This window comes from Streptomyces sp. HD (assembly GCF_028369295.1).
In the GTDB taxonomy this organism is placed as follows: domain Bacteria; phylum Actinomycetota; class Actinomycetes; order Streptomycetales; family Streptomycetaceae; genus Streptomyces.
Window position 1 is genome coordinate 68,576 of sequence record NZ_JAQMYP010000022.1, and the last position, 17,522, is coordinate 86,097.

19 protein-coding genes and 1 pseudogene are annotated in these 17,522 nt (G+C 70.9%); 12 read left to right on the forward strand and 8 right to left on the reverse strand.

The features are described from left to right. Positions 1–180: 180 nt before the first annotated feature. The 4 genes from POF73_RS22065 to POF73_RS22080 all read left to right on the forward strand — a co-directional run bounded on the left by POF73_RS22065 (position 181) and on the right by POF73_RS22080 (position 3,444). On the forward strand, positions 181–696 hold the full coding sequence (locus POF73_RS22065) for a SigE family RNA polymerase sigma factor (RefSeq protein ID WP_272118056.1): 516 nt from the start codon (positions 181–183) through the stop codon (positions 694–696). Continuing rightward, positions 686–1,369, forward strand: coding sequence for a hypothetical protein (locus POF73_RS22070; RefSeq protein ID WP_272118058.1), 684 nt, complete (start codon positions 686–688; stop codon positions 1,367–1,369). Before POF73_RS22065 ends, POF73_RS22070 begins: the two co-directional genes overlap by 11 nt. 108 nt (positions 1,370–1,477) lie before the next feature. Then, positions 1,478–1,678, forward strand: a complete 201-nt coding sequence (locus tag POF73_RS22075) for an SCO3870 family protein (protein ID WP_272118060.1) — start codon at positions 1,478–1,480, stop codon at positions 1,676–1,678. Positions 1,679–1,836: 158 nt separating this feature from the next. Beyond that, positions 1,837–3,444 carry an alpha/beta hydrolase gene (locus POF73_RS22080; RefSeq protein WP_272118061.1) on the forward strand — a complete coding sequence of 536 codons (1,608 nt, stop codon included), beginning with the start codon at positions 1,837–1,839 and terminating at the stop codon, positions 3,442–3,444. Between the two features lie 159 nt (positions 3,445–3,603). Here the strand turns inward: POF73_RS22080 and POF73_RS22085 are convergent, their stop codons facing one another. After that, complete coding sequence (locus POF73_RS22085; RefSeq protein WP_272118063.1) at positions 3,604–4,068, reverse strand: SgcJ/EcaC family oxidoreductase; 465 nt, start codon at positions 4,066–4,068, stop codon at positions 3,604–3,606. Positions 4,069–4,181: 113 nt separating this feature from the next. Between POF73_RS22085 and POF73_RS22090 the strand changes: the two genes are divergently transcribed. After that, on the forward strand, positions 4,182–4,631 hold the full coding sequence (locus POF73_RS22090) for a MarR family transcriptional regulator (RefSeq protein WP_272118066.1): 450 nt from the start codon (positions 4,182–4,184) through the stop codon (positions 4,629–4,631). 15 nt (positions 4,632–4,646) lie between these two features. On the opposite strand, the gene POF73_RS22095 is transcribed toward POF73_RS22090, so the two are convergent. Next, on the reverse strand, positions 4,647–5,441 hold the full coding sequence (locus POF73_RS22095) for a polysaccharide deacetylase family protein (RefSeq protein WP_272118068.1): 795 nt from the start codon (positions 5,439–5,441) through the stop codon (positions 4,647–4,649). Between the two features lie 259 nt (positions 5,442–5,700). Here POF73_RS22095 and POF73_RS22100 point away from each other — a divergent pair, with 259 nt between their 5' ends. Next, positions 5,701–6,921 (forward strand): hypothetical protein, encoded by a 1,221-nt coding sequence (locus POF73_RS22100; RefSeq protein WP_272118229.1) that lies wholly within the window; start codon positions 5,701–5,703, stop codon positions 6,919–6,921. Here the strand turns inward: POF73_RS22100 and POF73_RS22105 are convergent. Beyond that, on the reverse strand, positions 6,894–7,667 hold the full coding sequence (locus POF73_RS22105) for a polysaccharide deacetylase family protein (protein ID WP_272118070.1): 774 nt from the start codon (positions 7,665–7,667) through the stop codon (positions 6,894–6,896). The genes POF73_RS22100 and POF73_RS22105 overlap by 28 nt on opposite strands. Positions 7,668–7,928: 261 nt before the next feature. Beyond that, positions 7,929–9,269 carry a helix-turn-helix domain-containing protein gene (locus POF73_RS22110; protein ID WP_272118072.1) on the reverse strand — a complete coding sequence of 447 codons (1,341 nt, stop codon included), beginning with the start codon at positions 9,267–9,269 and terminating at the stop codon, positions 7,929–7,931. 187 nt (positions 9,270–9,456) lie between these two features. On the opposite strand from POF73_RS22110, the gene POF73_RS22115 reads away from it, so the two are divergent. The 4 genes and pseudogenes from POF73_RS22115 (at position 9,457) to POF73_RS22130 (ending at position 11,948) form a co-directional block, all read left to right on the forward strand. Then, a complete protein-coding gene (locus POF73_RS22115; protein ID WP_272118074.1) occupies positions 9,457–10,242 on the forward strand; it encodes a DUF4232 domain-containing protein in 786 nt (261 codons plus the stop codon). Between the two features lie 129 nt (positions 10,243–10,371). After that, positions 10,372–11,056, forward strand: a pseudogene (locus tag POF73_RS22120) (alpha/beta fold hydrolase). A gap of 75 nt (positions 11,057–11,131) precedes the next feature. Beyond that, on the forward strand, positions 11,132–11,326 hold the full coding sequence (locus tag POF73_RS22125; protein ID WP_272118076.1) for a hypothetical protein: 195 nt from the start codon (positions 11,132–11,134) through the stop codon (positions 11,324–11,326). A gap of 46 nt (positions 11,327–11,372) precedes the next feature. Next, positions 11,373–11,948 (forward strand): CGNR zinc finger domain-containing protein, encoded by a 576-nt coding sequence (locus POF73_RS22130; RefSeq protein ID WP_272118078.1) that lies wholly within the window; start codon positions 11,373–11,375, stop codon positions 11,946–11,948. Here POF73_RS22130 and POF73_RS22135 read toward each other — a convergent pair. Together POF73_RS22135 and POF73_RS22140 are read right to left on the reverse strand one after the other, a co-directional pair. Then, positions 11,945–12,832, reverse strand: coding sequence for an META domain-containing protein (locus POF73_RS22135; protein WP_272118080.1), 888 nt, complete (start codon positions 12,830–12,832; stop codon positions 11,945–11,947). The two genes, POF73_RS22130 and POF73_RS22135, sit on opposite strands and share 4 nt — an antisense overlap. 37 nt (positions 12,833–12,869) lie before the next feature. Then, positions 12,870–13,526, reverse strand: coding sequence for a TetR/AcrR family transcriptional regulator (locus POF73_RS22140; protein WP_272118082.1), 657 nt, complete (start codon positions 13,524–13,526; stop codon positions 12,870–12,872). 103 nt (positions 13,527–13,629) lie between these two features. On the opposite strand from POF73_RS22140, the gene POF73_RS22145 reads away from it, so the two are divergent. Further along, positions 13,630–14,661 carry a medium chain dehydrogenase/reductase family protein gene (locus POF73_RS22145; protein WP_272118084.1) on the forward strand — a complete coding sequence of 344 codons (1,032 nt, stop codon included), beginning with the start codon at positions 13,630–13,632 and terminating at the stop codon, positions 14,659–14,661. A gap of 66 nt (positions 14,662–14,727) precedes the next feature. Continuing rightward, on the forward strand, positions 14,728–15,387 hold the full coding sequence (locus tag POF73_RS22150; RefSeq protein WP_272118085.1) for an SRPBCC family protein: 660 nt from the start codon (positions 14,728–14,730) through the stop codon (positions 15,385–15,387). A 24-nt stretch (positions 15,388–15,411) separates the two neighbouring features. Here POF73_RS22150 and POF73_RS22155 read toward each other — a convergent pair whose 3' ends face one another. Next, complete coding sequence (locus tag POF73_RS22155; RefSeq protein ID WP_272118087.1) at positions 15,412–15,702, reverse strand: SCO5918 family protein; 291 nt, start codon at positions 15,700–15,702, stop codon at positions 15,412–15,414. 11 nt (positions 15,703–15,713) lie between these two features. Then, on the reverse strand, positions 15,714–17,393 hold the full coding sequence (locus POF73_RS22160) for a DEAD/DEAH box helicase (RefSeq protein WP_272118089.1): 1,680 nt from the start codon (positions 17,391–17,393) through the stop codon (positions 15,714–15,716). Positions 17,394–17,522: the final 129 nt, after the last annotated feature.

Here is a 17,522-nt window from a genome sequence, read left to right on the forward strand (position 1 = left end):
AGAAACAGAGAGGTTGAGCAGCCGTCGGGCGAACTCCGTTGAGGAAAGGGGAGCCTGGGGCCCGTGTACGTCGTCTTCCCTGTGGGGTTGCGCTCGGCCGGCCGCGACCTACGGGACCTGTACGCACGGCGGAGGTGGCCGGGTTGCACGGAAAGGGCACGGATTCCGGTGAGTGGGGGCATGACCGAGGACGAGTTCGACGCGTTCTACGCGACCGCGTTTCCCCGGCTGACCGGACAGCTCTACGCCTTCACCGGAGACCACGGTGAGGCCCAGGACGTCGTACAGGAGGCCTTCGTACGGGCCTGGGACCGGCGGCAGCAGTTCCTCGCGGACAGCGCGCCCGAGGCGTGGATCCGCACCGTGGCCATGCGGCTCGCGGTGAGCCGCTGGCGGCGGGCGAAGCGCTGGCTGGAACTGGTACGGCGCACTCCGCCGCCGGCCTCCACACCGGGGCCGGGACCCGAGTACACCCTGCTCGTGGCGGCCCTGCGCGAACTGCCCGAGGCACAGCGGATGGCGATCGTCCTGCACCATTTGTGCGACCTGAGTGTCGAACAGGTAGCCTCCGAGACCGGCGCGCCCGTGGGGACGGTCAAGGCGAGGCTGTCCCGGGGGCGGGCGGAGCTGGCGAAGCGTCTTGCGGAGGACGAGGCCGATGTCCCGGTCCGGAAGGAGAGCGGTCGTGTCCGATGAACTCTCTGCCGCACTGCGCGAGTTGGCCGCCGCCCAGCAGGCCCCGCCGGTGGTCGGCGGCGCCGAGATCCGGGACCGGGCGATACGCCGCAGGCGTCGGCGTCGTACGGCCTACGCGCTCGGCGCGGGAACCGCGTCCGTGGCCCTGCTGGCCTTCGCGCTGACCCTGGACCTCGCCGGGAACGCGGACCAGCGGCCCGGAAGCCGGCCTCCGGCCGTGACCCCGCCCGCTACCGCCCCGCCGTCCTCGACCACCCCGGCGCCGGCGCCGGAGCACGAGCCGAAGTCGGTGCCGGCCTCCGGCACGCTCGACCTGCGCAAACACACCCTCACCCTCGCGGACCGGACGATGCCGATCCTGTCCGAGTTCGTCTCCGAGCTCGACTCCAAGGGCCCCATGAAGGTGGTCGCCAAGCGGCGCGGGGAAAGACTGCCCTTCGACATGCCGCCCGACGGCCGCACCATGGTGCACGTCTCGTATGTGGTGGAGCTGCGCGACGGTGCGGGCCGGCCGCACTTCGTCAGCCTCTTCGCCCCACAGCTCAAGGCCCTGAGCGACGACGGCGGCAAGAGCAGCTGGCTCGGCCTCGGCGAGAAGGACGCGGCGTGGTTCTACGACCGGGTCCGCGTCGGCGACGCCTTCTCGGTGACGATCGGTGCCCCGGCCGCCTAGTCGCCGCTTCCGTTTCCCGCGGCTCGCTCGGGGCAGGCGCAGGGAACTTGACGGTGGATACGTAGGGTCGGAACTGACCAGTCGACTCGAATGCAGGAGGAAGTACCCATGAAGAAGATCCCGTTCGGCTCCTTGTCGCTGTCGATCGCGGCGCTCGGGACGGCGCTCGGTTTCCTCACGCTCCAGCTCCGCGCGGACGGTTATGAGCCGTACGTCGAATCCGTGGCCTGCGCCAGCGTCGTGATGTACATAACCGCCGCCCTGGTCGTGGTGACCTGGGTCCGCGACGGCCGGACGCACTCGGGCTGACTTCCCGATCTGGACGACAAAGCACCCCCGGGTCCCTGGCCCGGGGGTTTTCGTTGCGCCGGAAACGGCCTGATGGATCCTCATCTTGCTTGATTCACAAGGGAGTTGGTCTGATGCTGTGATCGGTCTGTGAACTCCTGATTCGTGGAGGAACATCCGTGCCGTACCACCCCCCACTGATCCCACGCGCGAAGACGCGCGGAAGACTCGCTGTCGGAGCTCTGGTCGCCGCACTGTTCGGCCAGTTGCTCGCCGGGACGGCGGCAGCCGCTCCCGAGGCCGACCGCACCCCGTCAGCCGGGCGAATAGCCTGGAAACCCTGTGAATCCGCGCCCGGCCAGGGCAAGTTCGAGTGCGCCACCATCAAGGTGCCCGTGGACTGGAAGCGGCCGCACGGCGCCACCGTCGACCTGGCCCTGGCCCGCCACCTGGCCACCGACCCCGCGCGCCGCATCGGCTCGCTGCTGGTCAACCCCGGCGGACCCGGCGGCTCCGGCATGGACTTCGCGCTCGCCGCCCCCGACGCCTTCTCGCCCGCACTGCTGGCACGCTTCGACATCGTGGGCTTCGACCCGCGCGGCGTCGGCCGCAGCACCCCGGTGAAGTGCGACGGGGACCGGGTGACGGCGCAGGGCGCGCTGCTCTACCCGGACAGCGCGCGCTCCCTCAACGCCCTGCGGGCGGCGAACCGCGCGCTCGGCAAGAGCTGCCGTGACCTCACCGGCCCGCTGGCCGACCACATGGACACCGGCAGCGTCGTCCGCGACATGGACGCGATCCGCGCCGGCCTCGGCGAGAAGCGGATCAGCTACTACGGCGTCTCCTACGGCACCGCGATCGGCCAGCAGTACGCCGAGCGCTACCCGCACCGCATCCGCGCGATGACCCTCGACTCGAACATGGACCACAGCCTGTCCGACTGGGCCTTCCAGAAGACCGAGACCGACTCGGTGGAGGCGTCGTACGGCCAGTTCGCCGACTGGTGCGCCCGTACGCCGTCCTGTGCGCTGCACGGCCGGGACGCCCGCGCCCTGTTCGACTCGCTCCACAAGCGCGCGGAGACCGGTGAACTGGTCCTGCCCGGCGACCCGCCCCGGAAGGTCACCCCTCAGGACCTCCAGGACGTCGCCCTGAGCAACATGTACGACCCGGCCGGCTGGTTCGACTTCGCTCAGGCTCTCGCCGAGCTCGACGCCACCGACCCCGCGGCGGCACGCTCCCTGCGCCGGTTCGGCGAGCCGACGGAGTTTCCGTTCTTCCCGGTGATGTGCCAGGACTACGACTTCACGGTCCCCTCGTACCGCACCCTCGCCCGCTACGAACGCGAACTCAACCGCCGTGCCCCCGTCACCCGCTTCAGCACGCTCGGCTGGACGGTCCAGACAGGCTGCCAGGACTGGCCGTCCGAGGTGTCCAACCCGCAGCGCAGGCTCCGGGTCGACGGGACCCCGCCGATCCTGATGACCAACAGCCGCTTCGACCCGGCCACGCCGTACTCCTGGGGTTCCAACGCGGCCCGCCAGATCGGCCGTGAGGCCGTGCTCCTCACCTACGACGGTGTCGGCCACGGCGACTACTGGCTGAGCCCGTGCGCCCGCACCGCCATCGACACCTACCTCACCACGCTGAAGACCCCGAGCAAGGGCACCCACTGCCCCGCGGTCTGGCCCACGGCGCCCTCCGCCCAGCGCCAGTCCCCGAGCGGCGACCTGGTCAACCCGCTGCCCGACCTGGTCGGCACCGGGGCGTACCGGCGCACCTCGTGACGCGGCCTTCCCGGACCTGACGGACCTGACGGACCTGACGGACCTGACGGACCTGACGGACCTGCTCGGCCTGACGGGCCTGGACGACGGGGCGCGCCTCCGGCCACTTCCGGCCGGGGCGCGCCCCGTGACACGTCGGCGTGCCGGGCGAGCCGCCCCTCACCGCATCGCCGGCCGGGTGTCGGGCTGGAGCCGGAACGAGATGGCCTCCATCAGGCGCTTGTGCTGCGTCTTCTGCACGGCGGCGATCCGCCAGCCGATCCCGGACTCCCGCACGACCGTGTACGTGGCGAGCTTGTCCAGCCGCTTCGGCCTGCGCTTGCCGACGGCGCCGCGGGTGACGACGACGGCGGTGTCGGGGCCGTAGAAGCGGATGTCCGTGATGTCGAGGGCCAGCTCCGTGCCCTTGAGGAATCCGGTGAAGAGGGACTGGTGGGCGCGGCCGATCTCCGGGCCGCCGTGGTACACGGTGCCGACGAAGGTCACGTCGGTCGCGTCGTGCGTGAAGCACCTGCCGTACGCGCTGCCGTCACCGCGGTTCCAGGCCGCGCGGCTCTCGTCGAGGAGCGCGCGGATCGCGGCGACATCGCTGTCGTGTACGGGGTCGAGAGGGCTGCGTGTCATCACTGGCCTGCCTCCGGCGTGATAGTTTCATGGAAGAAGTAACTGCGCTGGAGATTTCTCTTCTCTGAGGAAGAGATTAGGGAGTGGAAGGACCCGTGTCAACGCCGCCGCCGATGCGAGCCGATGCGAATGAGATCTACCGCCGGTACCTGAGCGCCGTGATGCTGCACGGCCACGCCGGCGCCAGAGCGTGCGCCCTCGGCGCCACCGATCTGTACGCCCTGAACATCCTTCAGCTGTCAGGCGCGATGTCCCCCGGTGAACTGGCCGAACGCACGGGCCTGACGACCGGTCCGACGACCCGGCTGATCGACAGGCTGGAACAGGCCGGATACGTCCGCCGCGCCCCCGACCCCGGGGACCGGCGCAAGGTCGTCGTGGAACCGGTCGGCGAACCCGCGGAACTGGACCGCGTCCTGGCACCCGCGCGGCAACGGGTCGGCGAGATCCTCGCCGGATACACGCCGGAACAACTCGACGTCCTCTTCGACTACTTCACCCGGGCCGCCCTGGCCTACCACGAAGCCGCCGACGACCTGCGCGGCACGGGGAGCGAACGCTGAGAGCCCGTGCGGTGCTCAGCGCACGGGGAAGCCGAAGGAGTACCCCTGCTCCTTCAGCCACGGCAGGACCTCGCGCAGGGCGGCCACGGTCTGGGAGCGGTCCCCGCCCGCGTCGTGGAAGAGGAGGGTCGGGCCGTTGGAGATCTCGTTCTTGACGGTGGCGACCATGGTGGCCGTGCCGGGGAGTTCGAAGTCCTTGGAGTCGATGTTCCAGCCGAGCGGGCGCATGCCGTGGGACGCGGCGAGGTGGCGGCTGTAGGGGGTGAACGCCCCTCCCGGGGCCCGGTAGTACATCGGGCGGACGCCGCCGGACGCCTCGGTGATCATGCGTTCGGCGTCCAGGATCTGCTGTGACTGGTAGGCCTCGGACTTGCGGTCCATCGTGACGTCGTGCGAGACCGTGTGGTCGCAGAGCCGGTGCCCGGCCGCCACCACCGTCCTGACCAGGTCCGGGTGGGCGCGGGCCTGCGTGCCCACCATGCAGAACGTGGCCTTCACCCCGTTGTCCCGCAGCACCTGCAGCACCTGCGGTGTCCAGACGGGATCCGGTCCGTCGTCGATGGTGATGTTGACGCTATGGGCACCGCCGTCCGAGGCGTGCGCGATCTCCGCCGACACGGGCGTCTTCTTCTGGCCCTGCGGCTGACCGGGCGAGGTGGCGGGAGGCGCCGAGACGCCGGACGGGGCGGGCCGCCCCCCGGTGGAACCGAGTTGCCCGTCCCAGAACGAGGCCAGGGCGGCCACCGCGGTCACCCCGAGCGCGGCCGCAACCACCGTTCCGTACCATCCCCGTCCGCCGCTTCGCGCCATGTCCTCTGTTCCTCGCCGTCACTGTCGGGCCCGTGCATCCGGCAAGAGGGGGAAAAGCGGTCGAGGGATCCCTCTGTTACCGATCACGCACATTTCCGTCGGGACCCGGCGGGGCGTACGTCACAGCGAGGGCGACGCCCGGGAAAGAACCCGCCCCGCCTTCCAGCCATCTCTCTGGGCGGGGCGCGTGACCTGAGGGATCGCGCGAGGCGAGCGAGCACCGGGAGTGAGAGAGAGCGTGTCGGCCATCAGCCAGCGGATGCACATGGTGCTGCTCGCCGCCTGGACGGCCCTGTGGTTCGCCGTGGTTCAGCCGAACGGGGGCTTCTCCTGGCACTACCTGCGCACGGGCGGCGAGCTGCTCTACGCGGGTTCCGGCAGGCCGGACGGCGGTCTGAACCTCTACGCCCATCACCCCGAACTGCAGATGGGCCCCGTCAGCTTCCTGACGGCGGGCCTGTTCAACCCCTTCCCCGAGTCCGTCGGGCAGTTCCTGGCCGCCGCCGTGATGTCCTTGCTCGGTCTGGTGATCCTGGTGGTCGCCGGACGCAGCGCCGCCTGGCACTTCCTGGGCACCGGCACCAATCACCAGCGGCTGCGGCAGCGGGTGCTGATAGCGGGCCTGGCCTTCATCCCGATGTGGATCGAGGTCGCCGTCCGCTTCGGCCACCTCGACGACGTACTGGCCCTCTTCTTCACGGCCCTGGCCGTACACGCCCTCACCCGCAACAACCCCGCCGCGACCGGCATCTTCCTGGCGCTCGCCATGGACTCCAAACCGACCGCGCTGGCCTTCCTGCCGCTGCTGCTCGCCCTGCCGAGACGCCAGTGGCTGCGCGCGGGCCTGTGGTGCGCGGCGCTGGTCGCGGTCGCCTGGCTGCCGTTCCTGCTCGGCGCCCCGCAGTCGTTCGCCGCCGCCGAGTTCACCATCCCCAACCAGCCCGCGTCCGCGCTGCGCTGGCTCGGCGTCGACGATCCGCAGACCCCTCCCTGGGACCGGCCCGCACAGGCCGCACTGGGACTGGCCCTCGGCTGCGCCGCGGTCTGGCGGGGCCGCTGGGCCGCCGTCGTCCTGCTCGGCGCCAACGCCCGGATAGCGCTGGACCCCAGCGTCTACACGTACTACACCGCCTCCGTCCTGCTGGGCACCCTGCTGTGGGACGTGATCGGGCAGCGGCGCCTGGTGCCCTGGTGGAGCTGGATCGCGCTGCTCACCCTGTACGGCACGGTCTTCGTCGTTCCGCACGACGCGACCCGCGGTCTGATCCGCCTGGGCTTCGTCGTCGTATCCACCGCCTACGTCCTGTTCTGGCCGGTGCGGGACCGGCGCCGAAGCCGGTCGGCTCGCGGCCCGGATCCCGTCCCTGACCTAGGCAGTCATCGGCAAGTCGGCGGTATGACGAAGACGAGCGGGACGAAGACGAGCGGGCGGCGCGAGCACGCCGCACCGGCTCAGCGCACCGGGAAGCCGAAGGAGTAGCCCTGGTCCTTGAGCCAGGGGAGGATGCGGCGCAGGGCCTCGACGGTCTGGGAGCGGTCGCCGCCGGCGTCGTGGAAGAGGAGCGTCGGACCGCCCGGCACCTCCCGCTGGACGGTGGCGACGATGGCGTCCGCGCCCGGCCGCTCGAAGTCCTTGGTGTCCACGTTCCAGCCCAGCGGGCGCATGCCCCGGTCGGCGGCGATCTTGCGGCTGTAGGGGGTGAAGGCTCCGCCGGGCGCGCGGTAGTACATCGGCCGTACGCCACCGGACGCCTCGGTGATCATGCGCTCGGCGTCGAGGATCTGCTGCGACTGGTAGGCCTGGGTGTTCTTGTCCATGGCGGTGTCGTGCGAGACCGAGTGGTCGCACAGCCGGTGCCCGGCGGCGACCACCTGCTTCACGAGGTCCGGGTGGGCCTGTGCCTGCGTCCCCACCATGCAGAACGTGGCCTTCACGCCGTACTCCCGCAGCACGTCCAGGACTTGGGGAGTCCACACGGGGTCGGGTCCGTCGTCGATGGTGATGTTGATGCCGCGCGCTCCCTTGTCCGAGGCGTGCGCGATGCTCACGTCGACCGGCTTGAGGTCACCGGCCGGCGAGGCCGACGCGGCCGCCCTCGGCGAGGAGTCGTCCACGGCATCGGCCTGCGCGGTCCACATCGAGGCACCGGTGGCGAGCACCGTCACGCCGAGCGCCGCCCCGACCAGCTTGCCGTACCAGCCACGCCCGCCACCGTGCCGCGCCATGTCCGCCCCGCCTTCGCGTAGTTCCTCACCCGTCCCCGGGTCGCTCTGCGACCAACTGACAGGACGAGGGGCGGTGGCCGCCGGATCCGTCCGTTACCGATCAAGGACAATTCCGGGGGAGTTCGCGTACAAACCCGACGAGCGGCCGGCCGGGACACTCGCCCCCCTGCCTGCCGCTTGGGCCCACCTCGCCGACACCTACGTCACCTGGGCCGGAGGCACCGCCGTCACTCAACTACCCGTCGTTCAGCTACTCGTCGTTCAGCTACCCGTTGTTTCGATCCATTCGCTGCCGCCCAGCGGGTAGCTGTACTCCTTGCCGCCGACCCTGGCGCTGGTGTGGAACGGGGTGCCGTCGTTGTCGATGTGGACGGTGCCGCGGCGGCTGCCGCTGGACCAGTCCAGGGTGAGGTCCCAGCGGACGTCGGACGCCGTGGTGTGGACGGTGACGTAGTAGACCTCGGGATCGGATTCGCTGACCTTGTACGGGAAGTCGCGCTGGCCGTTCTTGACGGTGACCGTGGGACTGCCGCTGTCCAGGTCGACGTCGAATGACCTGGACTGGACTCCGCCGCCGCAGCCGGAGCCCATCGCGTACTCGTTCCAGCCGGGCGGCGCGCTCTTCGACAGGACACGTACGTGCAGATCCTTCAGGACGACGGTCTCCTTGCCGGTGCCCTGGACGGTGAGGGCGATCCGCTGTTCGTTCGAGGAGATCGCCCCGTACGCGGTGGCCCAGCGCTGGGCGTCCTGCTCGCTCGCCGGCGGGCCGACCTGCTCGGGTTCGTTCTTGACGAGGAAGTGCTGGCTGCACGGGCTGTCGTAGACATAGGGGCGGACGTCGACCGTGAGCGGAACGGCGTCGGAGGCGCCGTCGCCGACCGGCCGGTCCGCCTCCTGTCCGCCACCACCCGCAGAGGCGGCGGACCCGGCGCCCGCGGACCTGGTGGGGGAGGCAGAGGGCGACGAGGACGGCTTCTTCCCCTTCCCGCTCGCGGACGGTGCGGCGGACGGCGTCCCTGTGCGGGCCCCGCCGGCCGTCGCCTCCACCGCGCTGTCCGCCTGCCCCGCGGGCCCCTCGTCCTTCCCGCCGCCGTCGAACGGCACACCCACGGCCAGCGCCACGGCTCCGAGCACGGCGGCCGTCGCGACGGAGGCGATCAGCGCGGTACGGCGACGAAGGAGACGGGCGGGACGACGCGGCTGCGTGAGCGGGTCCGGCAGGTCGACGACGACCGGCTCACCGCTCTCGCTCTCGTTCTCGCGCTTGTCCTCGCGCTTGTCCTTGTCCCTGTCCTTGTCCTGAGCCGACCTCGTCGCCGCCGCCTGATCCGTCCCGCGCCCGCGTGCCGCGTCGGCCAGGATCCAGTGCCGGTGCAACTCCACCAGCTCCTGCGGCGTCGCCCGGCAGACCCTCGCGAGGCGCTCCACCGGTGCGTAATCGACCGGCACCGCGGTGCCGTTGCAGTAGCGGTGCAGCGTCGACGTACTCATGTGCAGACGCTTGGCAAGCGCCCCGTAGCTGAGCCCCGAGCGGTCCTTGAGGTCACGCAAGAGCCGCGCGAACGCCTCCGCCTCCCCCGCCTCCGTTGCGCCTGACACCCGTTCCCCTCAGTCCCCGCATTCCAGTCGCGCGTTCCAGGGGCACTGCGTTCTCCCTGGTCAGAGCGCATTTCAGCGTTCCAGCGTCCCCAACTCCCCGCTGGGCGTGGCGGTTGGGACAGATCGCGTCACAAGCTTCGGTCATCCAATCACCACGGCCACCCGAACACCGAAGGGGCGCATCAACATGTCCGAGTTCCGCACTTCCCGTACCTCCCGCACCCGTCTCGTCGCCGCCGCCGCGACCGCAGTACTCGCCGCGCTCTCCCTGACCGCGTGCAGCGACGGAACCGGCACCAAGGACGAGGGCGCCGCGGCGACCGGTTCCACGGGCTCGGCTTCCGGCACCCCTTCGGCAAGCTCCGGAGGCAACTCCTCCTCGGGCGCCTCGGGTTCCTCCGGCACCTCGGGCTCCTCGGGCGCCTCGGGTTCCTCCGGCTCCGCGAACGGCTCGAACGGTTCGGGCTCCTCCGGCGGCGGGAGCGGCGCCGGTTCGGGCTCCACCGCCCAGACCTCGGCGGGAAAGGCGCCGACCTCCGCCGGCAAGCCGGTCACCTGCGAGGGGTCCAACACCAAGACGGTCGCGGCCCCGCTGAACCGCCCGGTGAACCACATGCTGCTCACGGTGACCAACACCGGCAGCAAGACCTGCTTCCTCTACGGCTACCCCGCCGTCGCCTTCGGTGAGGCCCAGTCCGTGCCGCCGGTCATCGAGGACTCGCAGCCGCAGGCGGTCGTCACGCTGGAGCCGGGCCAGTCCGGCTACGCGTCCGTCAGCCTGTCCGCCACCGACGGCAGCGGCTCGAACGGCCGGACCGAGAAGTCCCTGGCCGTCGCCTTCTACGGCCGCTCCATGAGCGGGAGCGTCGGCAAGGTCGCCCACCCGCCGCTGCCCGCGAAGGGCATCTACATCGACGACTCCCTCAAGGTCACGTACTGGCAGCAGGAGATGGATGACGCCATCAGCTGGTGACGCCTGAGCCCGATCCCGCGCGTCATAGTTGCCCACCCAGTGAGCGTCACCGGTTTGACAGGTGACGCTCGCTGGGTGACAGTTCAGTCATCGCACGGCCCGTGAAGTCGACGCGTGGAGGGGATGCACATGATCAACAGGCGTGTCTTCGGCAAGGCTCTCGGTGTGGGAACAGGCGCGGCAGCCGTCTCGCTGACCGGCTTGCAGGGCCCGCGGACCGCGTCGGCCGCTCCCGCGGCGGCCGGCTCCGCCTCGCTCGCGACCTTTCCGCAGCTCAAGCAGGTCAGGGCAGGTCTGCTGAACGTCGGTTACGCCGAACTGGGCCCGGCCCACGGCCCCGCGGTCATCGCCGAGCAGACCTGGTGGTACCAGTACTACTTCGCCACCGAGCGGGGCCGGCTCGCCATGGAGGACAGGACCCTGCGGCATGACCTGACCAGGCTCGTCTGGGACGCGGTCTCCCCGACGTGGGACTTCGACGACGCCACCTTCAAGCGCACCGCGGCGGCCTTCGACAACCCCGACTACGCGGCCGTCGTCATCCACAACTACCGCTGGCGGCTGAGCCTCGCCGACGGCGAGCGCCGCTACGACGCACTGGAGAAGCGGCTCGCCGCCCGCCCGACGATCGGCGTGCCCACCATCACCCTCGACCCCGAGCGCGATCCCTTCACCGCTCCGGGCGGCGGAGCCTCGTACCGGACAGGTTCACCGGCGCGTACGAACACCGGACCCTGCCGGGTGTCGGCCACAACGTCCCCCAGGAAGCACCCGCCGCCTTCGCCCGGCCGTCATCGACGTGGACGGATTCTGACGCCCCGACTGACCGCCCCGGCTCACCGTCTGGACAGGTGACCTGATCACCGTAGAACCGAAGGGAGTTTTCCTCATGGAAGGCAGGAGCACCACGGACGGTGCCGCAGCGGGACGCCGGGCGCGGTTCGGTAGGTTGCCCGAGCGCGTCCGGCACGAGGACATGGTCGAGGAGAAGGTGGCCACGCCCGCGGACCCGGCGCGATACGCCTACGACCCCGAGGGCTCGTGGAGGTCCTTCGCGTGCATCGCCGCCGACCTGGGCCTCTGAGCCGGAATTCTTGCCCGGCGCGACAGTCACCTGTCAGAATGGTGACGTGAATCTCGACCATGTCTTCGTCTGCGGGAACCCGGCACTCGACTTCGCCGCGACGCTGCGAGCGCGCCGCTCGGTGCGCTTCGAGATGTTCGTGACGCCGGACAGGCTGAACGCCTGGTACGTGGAGTCCGGCATCGTCGACGCGGTCTCCCCAGGTCAGGAGGCCGACGTCGAGCAGGCGACGACCGTACGGGAAGCCATCTACCAGCTGGTCACCGCCCGTCGGCTCGGTGAGGAGTACGACAGGGCGGCGCTGACCGTGGTGAACAACGCGGCGCGCAGGCCGTCGGCGGTGCCGCAGCTCACCCCGTCGGGGCGCTGGACACAAGCGACACCGGAAGAAGCCCTCTCCCTGGTGGCACGCCAGGCCGTCGAGCTGCTGAGCGGACCGGACGTCCCCCTGCTCAAGGAGTGCGGGAACCCGGAGTGCACCCGCACCTACATCGACCGCTCACGGGGCACGCGCCGGCAGTGGTGCGGGATGGACTCCTGCGGCAACAAGATCAAGGCGGCCGCGTACCGGGCCCGCAAGAAGAGCGCCCCTGCGTCTCAGCTCGGGATGCCCGGGTCCTAGTCGCCGCGGATCGCCGTCCAGTGGTACCCGGGGTCCGTCGGTGGCGGGTCCAGCTCGGTGGCCTGGAAGGAGTCGGTCACGGCGCCGCCGTACCCCATCCGGCGCGGGTTCTTCTGGTACGTCAGCAGGGTGTCCTCCTGGCGCATGAGCTCTTGTGAGCAGGTCCGGTCGGTGGTCCGGACGGGCCGGTACATCGTGAGGACGTCGCGGTCGAAGACGGCTTTGCCGGTGAAGTCGTTGCACCCGGTGTTGCCGGTGACGGTCCCGTCCCGGTGGAAGACGTAGTACACCTCGCTGCCGCCGGTGATCGGTATGACGGAGCCGTCGTCCCCGACCAGATGGGTCAGCTGCCATCGGGAGCCGAAGAGCCCCTTGGGGCGCAGCAGTTGCACCGCGATGTAGTCGCCCCGCTGGTTCTTCAGGGTCATCGACACGTCGTCGACGCGCTGGTTGACGGTGAGCGGCCCGCTGAACAGCTTCCGCAGCTTCTCCTCGAAGGCGAGACGCGACGCCGGGCACCGCTTGGCCGGGGGCGCCGCGTCGGTCTTCCTGCCCACGGTGAGCGCTGTCTCGGTGAACGTCGCCGCAGCCTTGAACGGAGTGCATCCGTAGTTGCCCTCGGCCGTGCCGTCGTCGCCGAACTCGACCCAGGCGGCGGCGCGGGGCGGCGGCGCGGTGGTCGTCCGCCCGCCGATCGAGACCCAGTGCACGTACCAGGCAGCCCCCGCCATCCGCCCCCCGTTCCCGCCGAGGGCCTTCGAAGTGGGTGAGGCCGTGGCCCGTCCCGTCTCCGCCGACGTGCACGCGGTGACGAGGAGCAGGGCGGCGAGCAGGGATCCGACGAGGGCTCTGGTGCGGGACCCGCGTTTGACGTTTACCGGCATGAGTGGAAAGAGGGGCGAGACCCGCGTCGGGTTGCGGTCAAGTGGCCGGCGTACCGACCAGGTCGTCCAGTTCGGCGGTGAAGAGCTGCGCGGGGTCGAATCCCATGCCGGTGAACTGGCCGGCGAGTTCCAGGGACAGGACGCCGTGCAGCCGGGTCCAGAAGGTCAGGGCCCGGTGCAGGACCGCGGGCGGGGCGGGGTGGTCGGCCGCCCAGTCCCGGTGGTCCTCGATGTGTGCGTCGAACGGTGTCGCCGGGCCGTCCAGGGGCTGCGCGGCACAGGCGTCCAGGAGGGTCGCCATGATCTCGGACGAGATCGCGGTGGTGTCGTCGGGCGCGTGGTAGCCGGGGACGGGCGTGCCGTAGATGAGGAAGTAGCGCTGCGGGTCCTGCAGCGCCCATCCGCGTAGGGCGTGCGCCAGGGCGGCCATGCCGGCACCGGCCTCCGAGGCCGCACGGAAGGTGTCGGCGAGGCTCCGGTACGCGTCCCTGACCAGCTCGGTGATCAGCTCGTCGCGGCCACTGAAGTACCGGTACAGCGCGGGCCCGCTCATGCCCATCTGCTTGGCGATCGCGTTCAGGGACAGCGCCGACGCGCCCGCCGTGGCGATCTGTTCCCACGCGCGCTGCTTGATCTCCGTACGCACCTGGGCGCGGTAGCGCTCCCGCGGGGTCTTCGCTTCCGAGTTCACCATAGTTAGAGGTTATCACTGAAGTTATTGACACTTCCGAATCCATGGAGTTATAACTTCTAACGAACGCGAAGCCGAGTAACTCACCGACTCTGTGGAGGTCGCCATGAACGCCGAAGGACTCGTCGAGGTCGTCCTGCCGGGCAAGGTCGAGCCCGAGGGGCTTGAGATCCGGCACGGCGCCGTCCCCGCCGCGGGCCCGGGCCAGGTCGTGATCCGGATGGAGGCGACCGGCGTCTCCTTCGCCGAGCAGCAGATGCGGCGCGGCCGCTACTACGACCAGCCGCCCTTCCCGTTCGTGCCCGGCTACGACCTCGTGGGCACGGTGCTGGCGACCGGCGAGGGCGTCGACCCGGACCTGACCGGCACCCGGGTCGCCGCCCTGCTCAAGGTCGGCGGCTGGGCCAGCCATGTGCTGGTCGACGCGGCGGACGTGGTGCCGGTACCCGAAGGCATCGGCGCGGCCGAGGCGGAGACCCTCGTCGTCAACGGCATCACCGCCTGGCAGATGCTGCACCGCAAGGCCCGCGTCCGCGCGGGACACACCGTCGTGGTGTACGGCGCCAACGGCGGCGTCGGCTCGGTCCTGGTCCAGCTCGCCCTGGCCGCGGGCGCCCGGGTGATCGGCACGGCGTCCGCGCGCCACCACGACGCCCTGCGGGAACGGGGAGTCGTCCCCGTCGACTACCGCGCCGCCGACGTCGCCGCCCGCATCCGCGCACTCGCCCCGGGCGGGGTGCACGCCGTCTTCGACCATGTCGGCGGCCACGGCATCGTCGACTCCTGGCGCCTCCTCGCCCCCGGCGGCACGCTCGTCTCGTACGGCAGCGCCTCCACCCGTGACGACGAGGGCTCCAAGCAGTGGCCCGTCCTCAAGCTGCTCGGCCGGGTGTGGCTGTGGAACGCCCTGCCCAACCGCCGCCGCGCCTACTTCTTCAACGTCTGGGCCGGCCGGGCCCTGGCCAAGAACCGCTTCCGCGCCCGTCTGCGCACCGACCTCACCCAGGTCTTCGCCGCCCTGCAGCGCGGTGAGGTCACGGCCCAGATCGCCGCGCAGCTGCCGCTCGCCCGCGTCGCCGACGCCCTGCGGCTGGCCGAGTCGGGCACCGTCGCCGGAAAGGTCGTGCTGAACCCGTAGCGAGCACCCGAGCGCCCGATCCGATCACCGCAACGACACGACACGAAGCGAAACGAGGGGAACACCATGTTCAGCACCGGATCGTCGAACTCACACAGCGAGGGCAAGGCCAAGGCCAAGGCAGCGGTCATGCTGGCTCTCGCCGTCACCGCCGTCCTCGCGAGCACCATCCCGACCGCCCAGGCCAGCCCCGACCGCGGCACCTCTCAGTGCGGCGGGCGCGGCGTCGACGACGGCGCCCTCATCCGCTACCAGTCCGACGTCGTGATCAAGGCGCCGCTGAGCACCATCTGGAAGCTGCAGACCGACGTCGAACGCTGGCCGTCCTGGCAGCCCCCGGTCGTCACCGCCGAACGACTCGACCCCGGCCGGCTGAAGGCGGGTTCGCGGTTCCGGTGGACGACCCCCGCACCCGCCACCCCCACGACCCCCGCCACCACACTCGCCATCACCTCCACCGTCCAGGAACTCCGGCGCCACCACTGCGTCCTGTGGAGCGGACCCGCGATCGGTGAGGGGCTGCGCATCGACGAGGGCGTCCACCTGTGGACCTTCAGGAAGGTGAAGGGCGGGGTGCACGTCCACACCGAGGAGACCTGGACCGGCGCCCAGGTCGAAGCGGACGTCCCCACCGCTACCGCGGCCCTCGGCGCGGGCCTCGAAGCGTGGCTGCACGACCTGAAGACCACCGCCGAAGCCCACGCCGACCGGGCCGGACGGCCTTGACGGCGAGCAGGTCGCCCCGAGGTGTCACCAGCCGAGCGCACCCTCGCCGGCTCGCGGCGCGTCCCCGGCCGGTGCGGCCGGAGGCGCGTCGTGGCACGTGAAGCCGAGCCGGGTCAGCGCCCGGCGCATCTCGCCCGCCGTGAAGTCGCGGCGGTTCTGCCTGGTGATCACTTCCCCGACCTGCATCACGGGGTAGACGCGGCCCTCGATGGTCACGGCCACGCCGGTGACGACTTCGGGCGTGATTCCGCTCATCGACTGCTCGACCTCGCTCTTGATCAGGTCGAAGGGGAAATGTGCGATGACACAACGCATGGGCTTCTCCTCTATGGGGTGTTCCGCGGGTTGGAGCGGGGGGCCCGGTCGGCGGCCCGTCCGTTCCCACCCCGGTCGGCCGACCGTCCCGTACGGCTGCCGGAGCCGGATCCCGTACGGCTGGTGGAACCGGATCCTGTACGGCTGCTGGAGCCGGATCCTGTACGGCTGGTGGAGCCGGATCCCGTACGGCTGCCGGCTCCAGCCCCCCTGCGACCGCGCGAGCCGGATGCCTTACGGCCGCGCGAGCCGGAGCCCTTGCGTTCGCCTTGCGCGGGGACCGGCACGGTGAGGGTGACGGGCACGCCCGAGGGGGTTCGGGCGCCGGTGATGCGGTGCAGTTCGGCCTCGCCAGGGCCGACCCGGGCGGTGCTCGGCGTGATGCCGGCGTCGGCCATCAGACGGTCCATCGCGTGCCGCTGGTGCGGCAGGACGAGGGTGACGACGGTTCCGGACTCGCCGGCGCGCGCGGTACGGCCGCCGCGGTGCAGGTAGTCCTTGTGATCGCCCGGAGGGTCGAAGTTCACGACGAGGTCGAGACCCTCGACGTGGATCCCGCGGGCGGCGACGTTGGTGGCCACCAGGACCGTGACCTCGCCGTCCTTGAACCAGGCGAGTGTCCGGTTGCGCTGCGGCTGCGACTTGCCGCCGTGCAGGGCAGCGGCCCGCACACCGACGGACAGCAGGTGCTTGGCCAGCCGGTCGGCCGCGTGCTTGGTGTCCAGGAACATGATCACTCGCCCGTCGCGGGCGGCTATCTCGGTCGCGGTGGTGTGCTTGTCGGTGTCGCGCACATGCAGCAGATGGTGCTCCATGGTGTTGACGGCGCCCGCGGACGGGTCGACCGAGTGCACCACGGGGTCGTGGAGGTAGCGCCGGATCAGGAGGTCGATGTTGCGGTCCAGGGTGGCGGAGAACAGCAACCGCTGGCCGTCGGTACCGACTTGGTCGAGCAGCTTCGTCACCTGGGGCATGAAGCCCATGTCGGCCATCTGGTCGGCCTCGTCCAGCACGGTGACGGCGACCTGGTCCAGCCGGCAGTCGCCCCGCTCGATGAGGTCCTTGAGACGGCCGGGTGTCGCCACGACGACCTCGGCGCCGTCGCGCAGCGCACTCGCCTGACGGCCGATCGACATGCCGCCCACCACGGTGGCGAGCCGCAGCCGCAGGGCGCGGGCGTAGGGGGTGAGCGCGTCGGTGACCTGCTGGGCCAGTTCCCGCGTGGGTACGAGGACGAGGGCGAGCGGCTGTCGAGGCAGGGCCCGCTGTCCGTCCAGCCGGGCCAGCAGAGCCAGGCCGAAGGCGAGCGTCTTGCCCGAGCCCGTGCGTGCCCGGCCCAGCACGTCCCGTCCGGCCAGCGCGTTCGGGAGGGTGGCCGCCTGGATCGGGAAGGGCACCGTCACGCCTTCGGCGGCGAGGGCGGTCAGCAGACGTGCGGGCAGGTCGAGTTCGGCGAACGTCGCGACCGGTGGCAGCGCCTCGGTGAGAGTGACCGGCAGGGCGAACTCCTGCGGGCGGGTGGCGGAGCGTGCTCCGGCGCCGTTCCTGCGTCCGGTGGCCGGACGGGGGTTCTGCCGGCCTGCCTCCTGGGCGCGAACGCGACCGCTACGAGAGCTGCCTGCCGAGCGCGTGGAGGTTCTGTCGGTGCGGAAGCGACCGGAGCCACCGTCGGCGCGACGGGTGCGGTTCATGGGGGACCTTCCTCGATGCGGCGTATCGAGGAATTCCGCCCAGCGGTGCCACACGCGGATTCACAAGAATGAGCCGAGGGAAATGCGAAAGTCGGGCGAGGCCGAGAAGTCCGGGAAAGAAATGAGCTG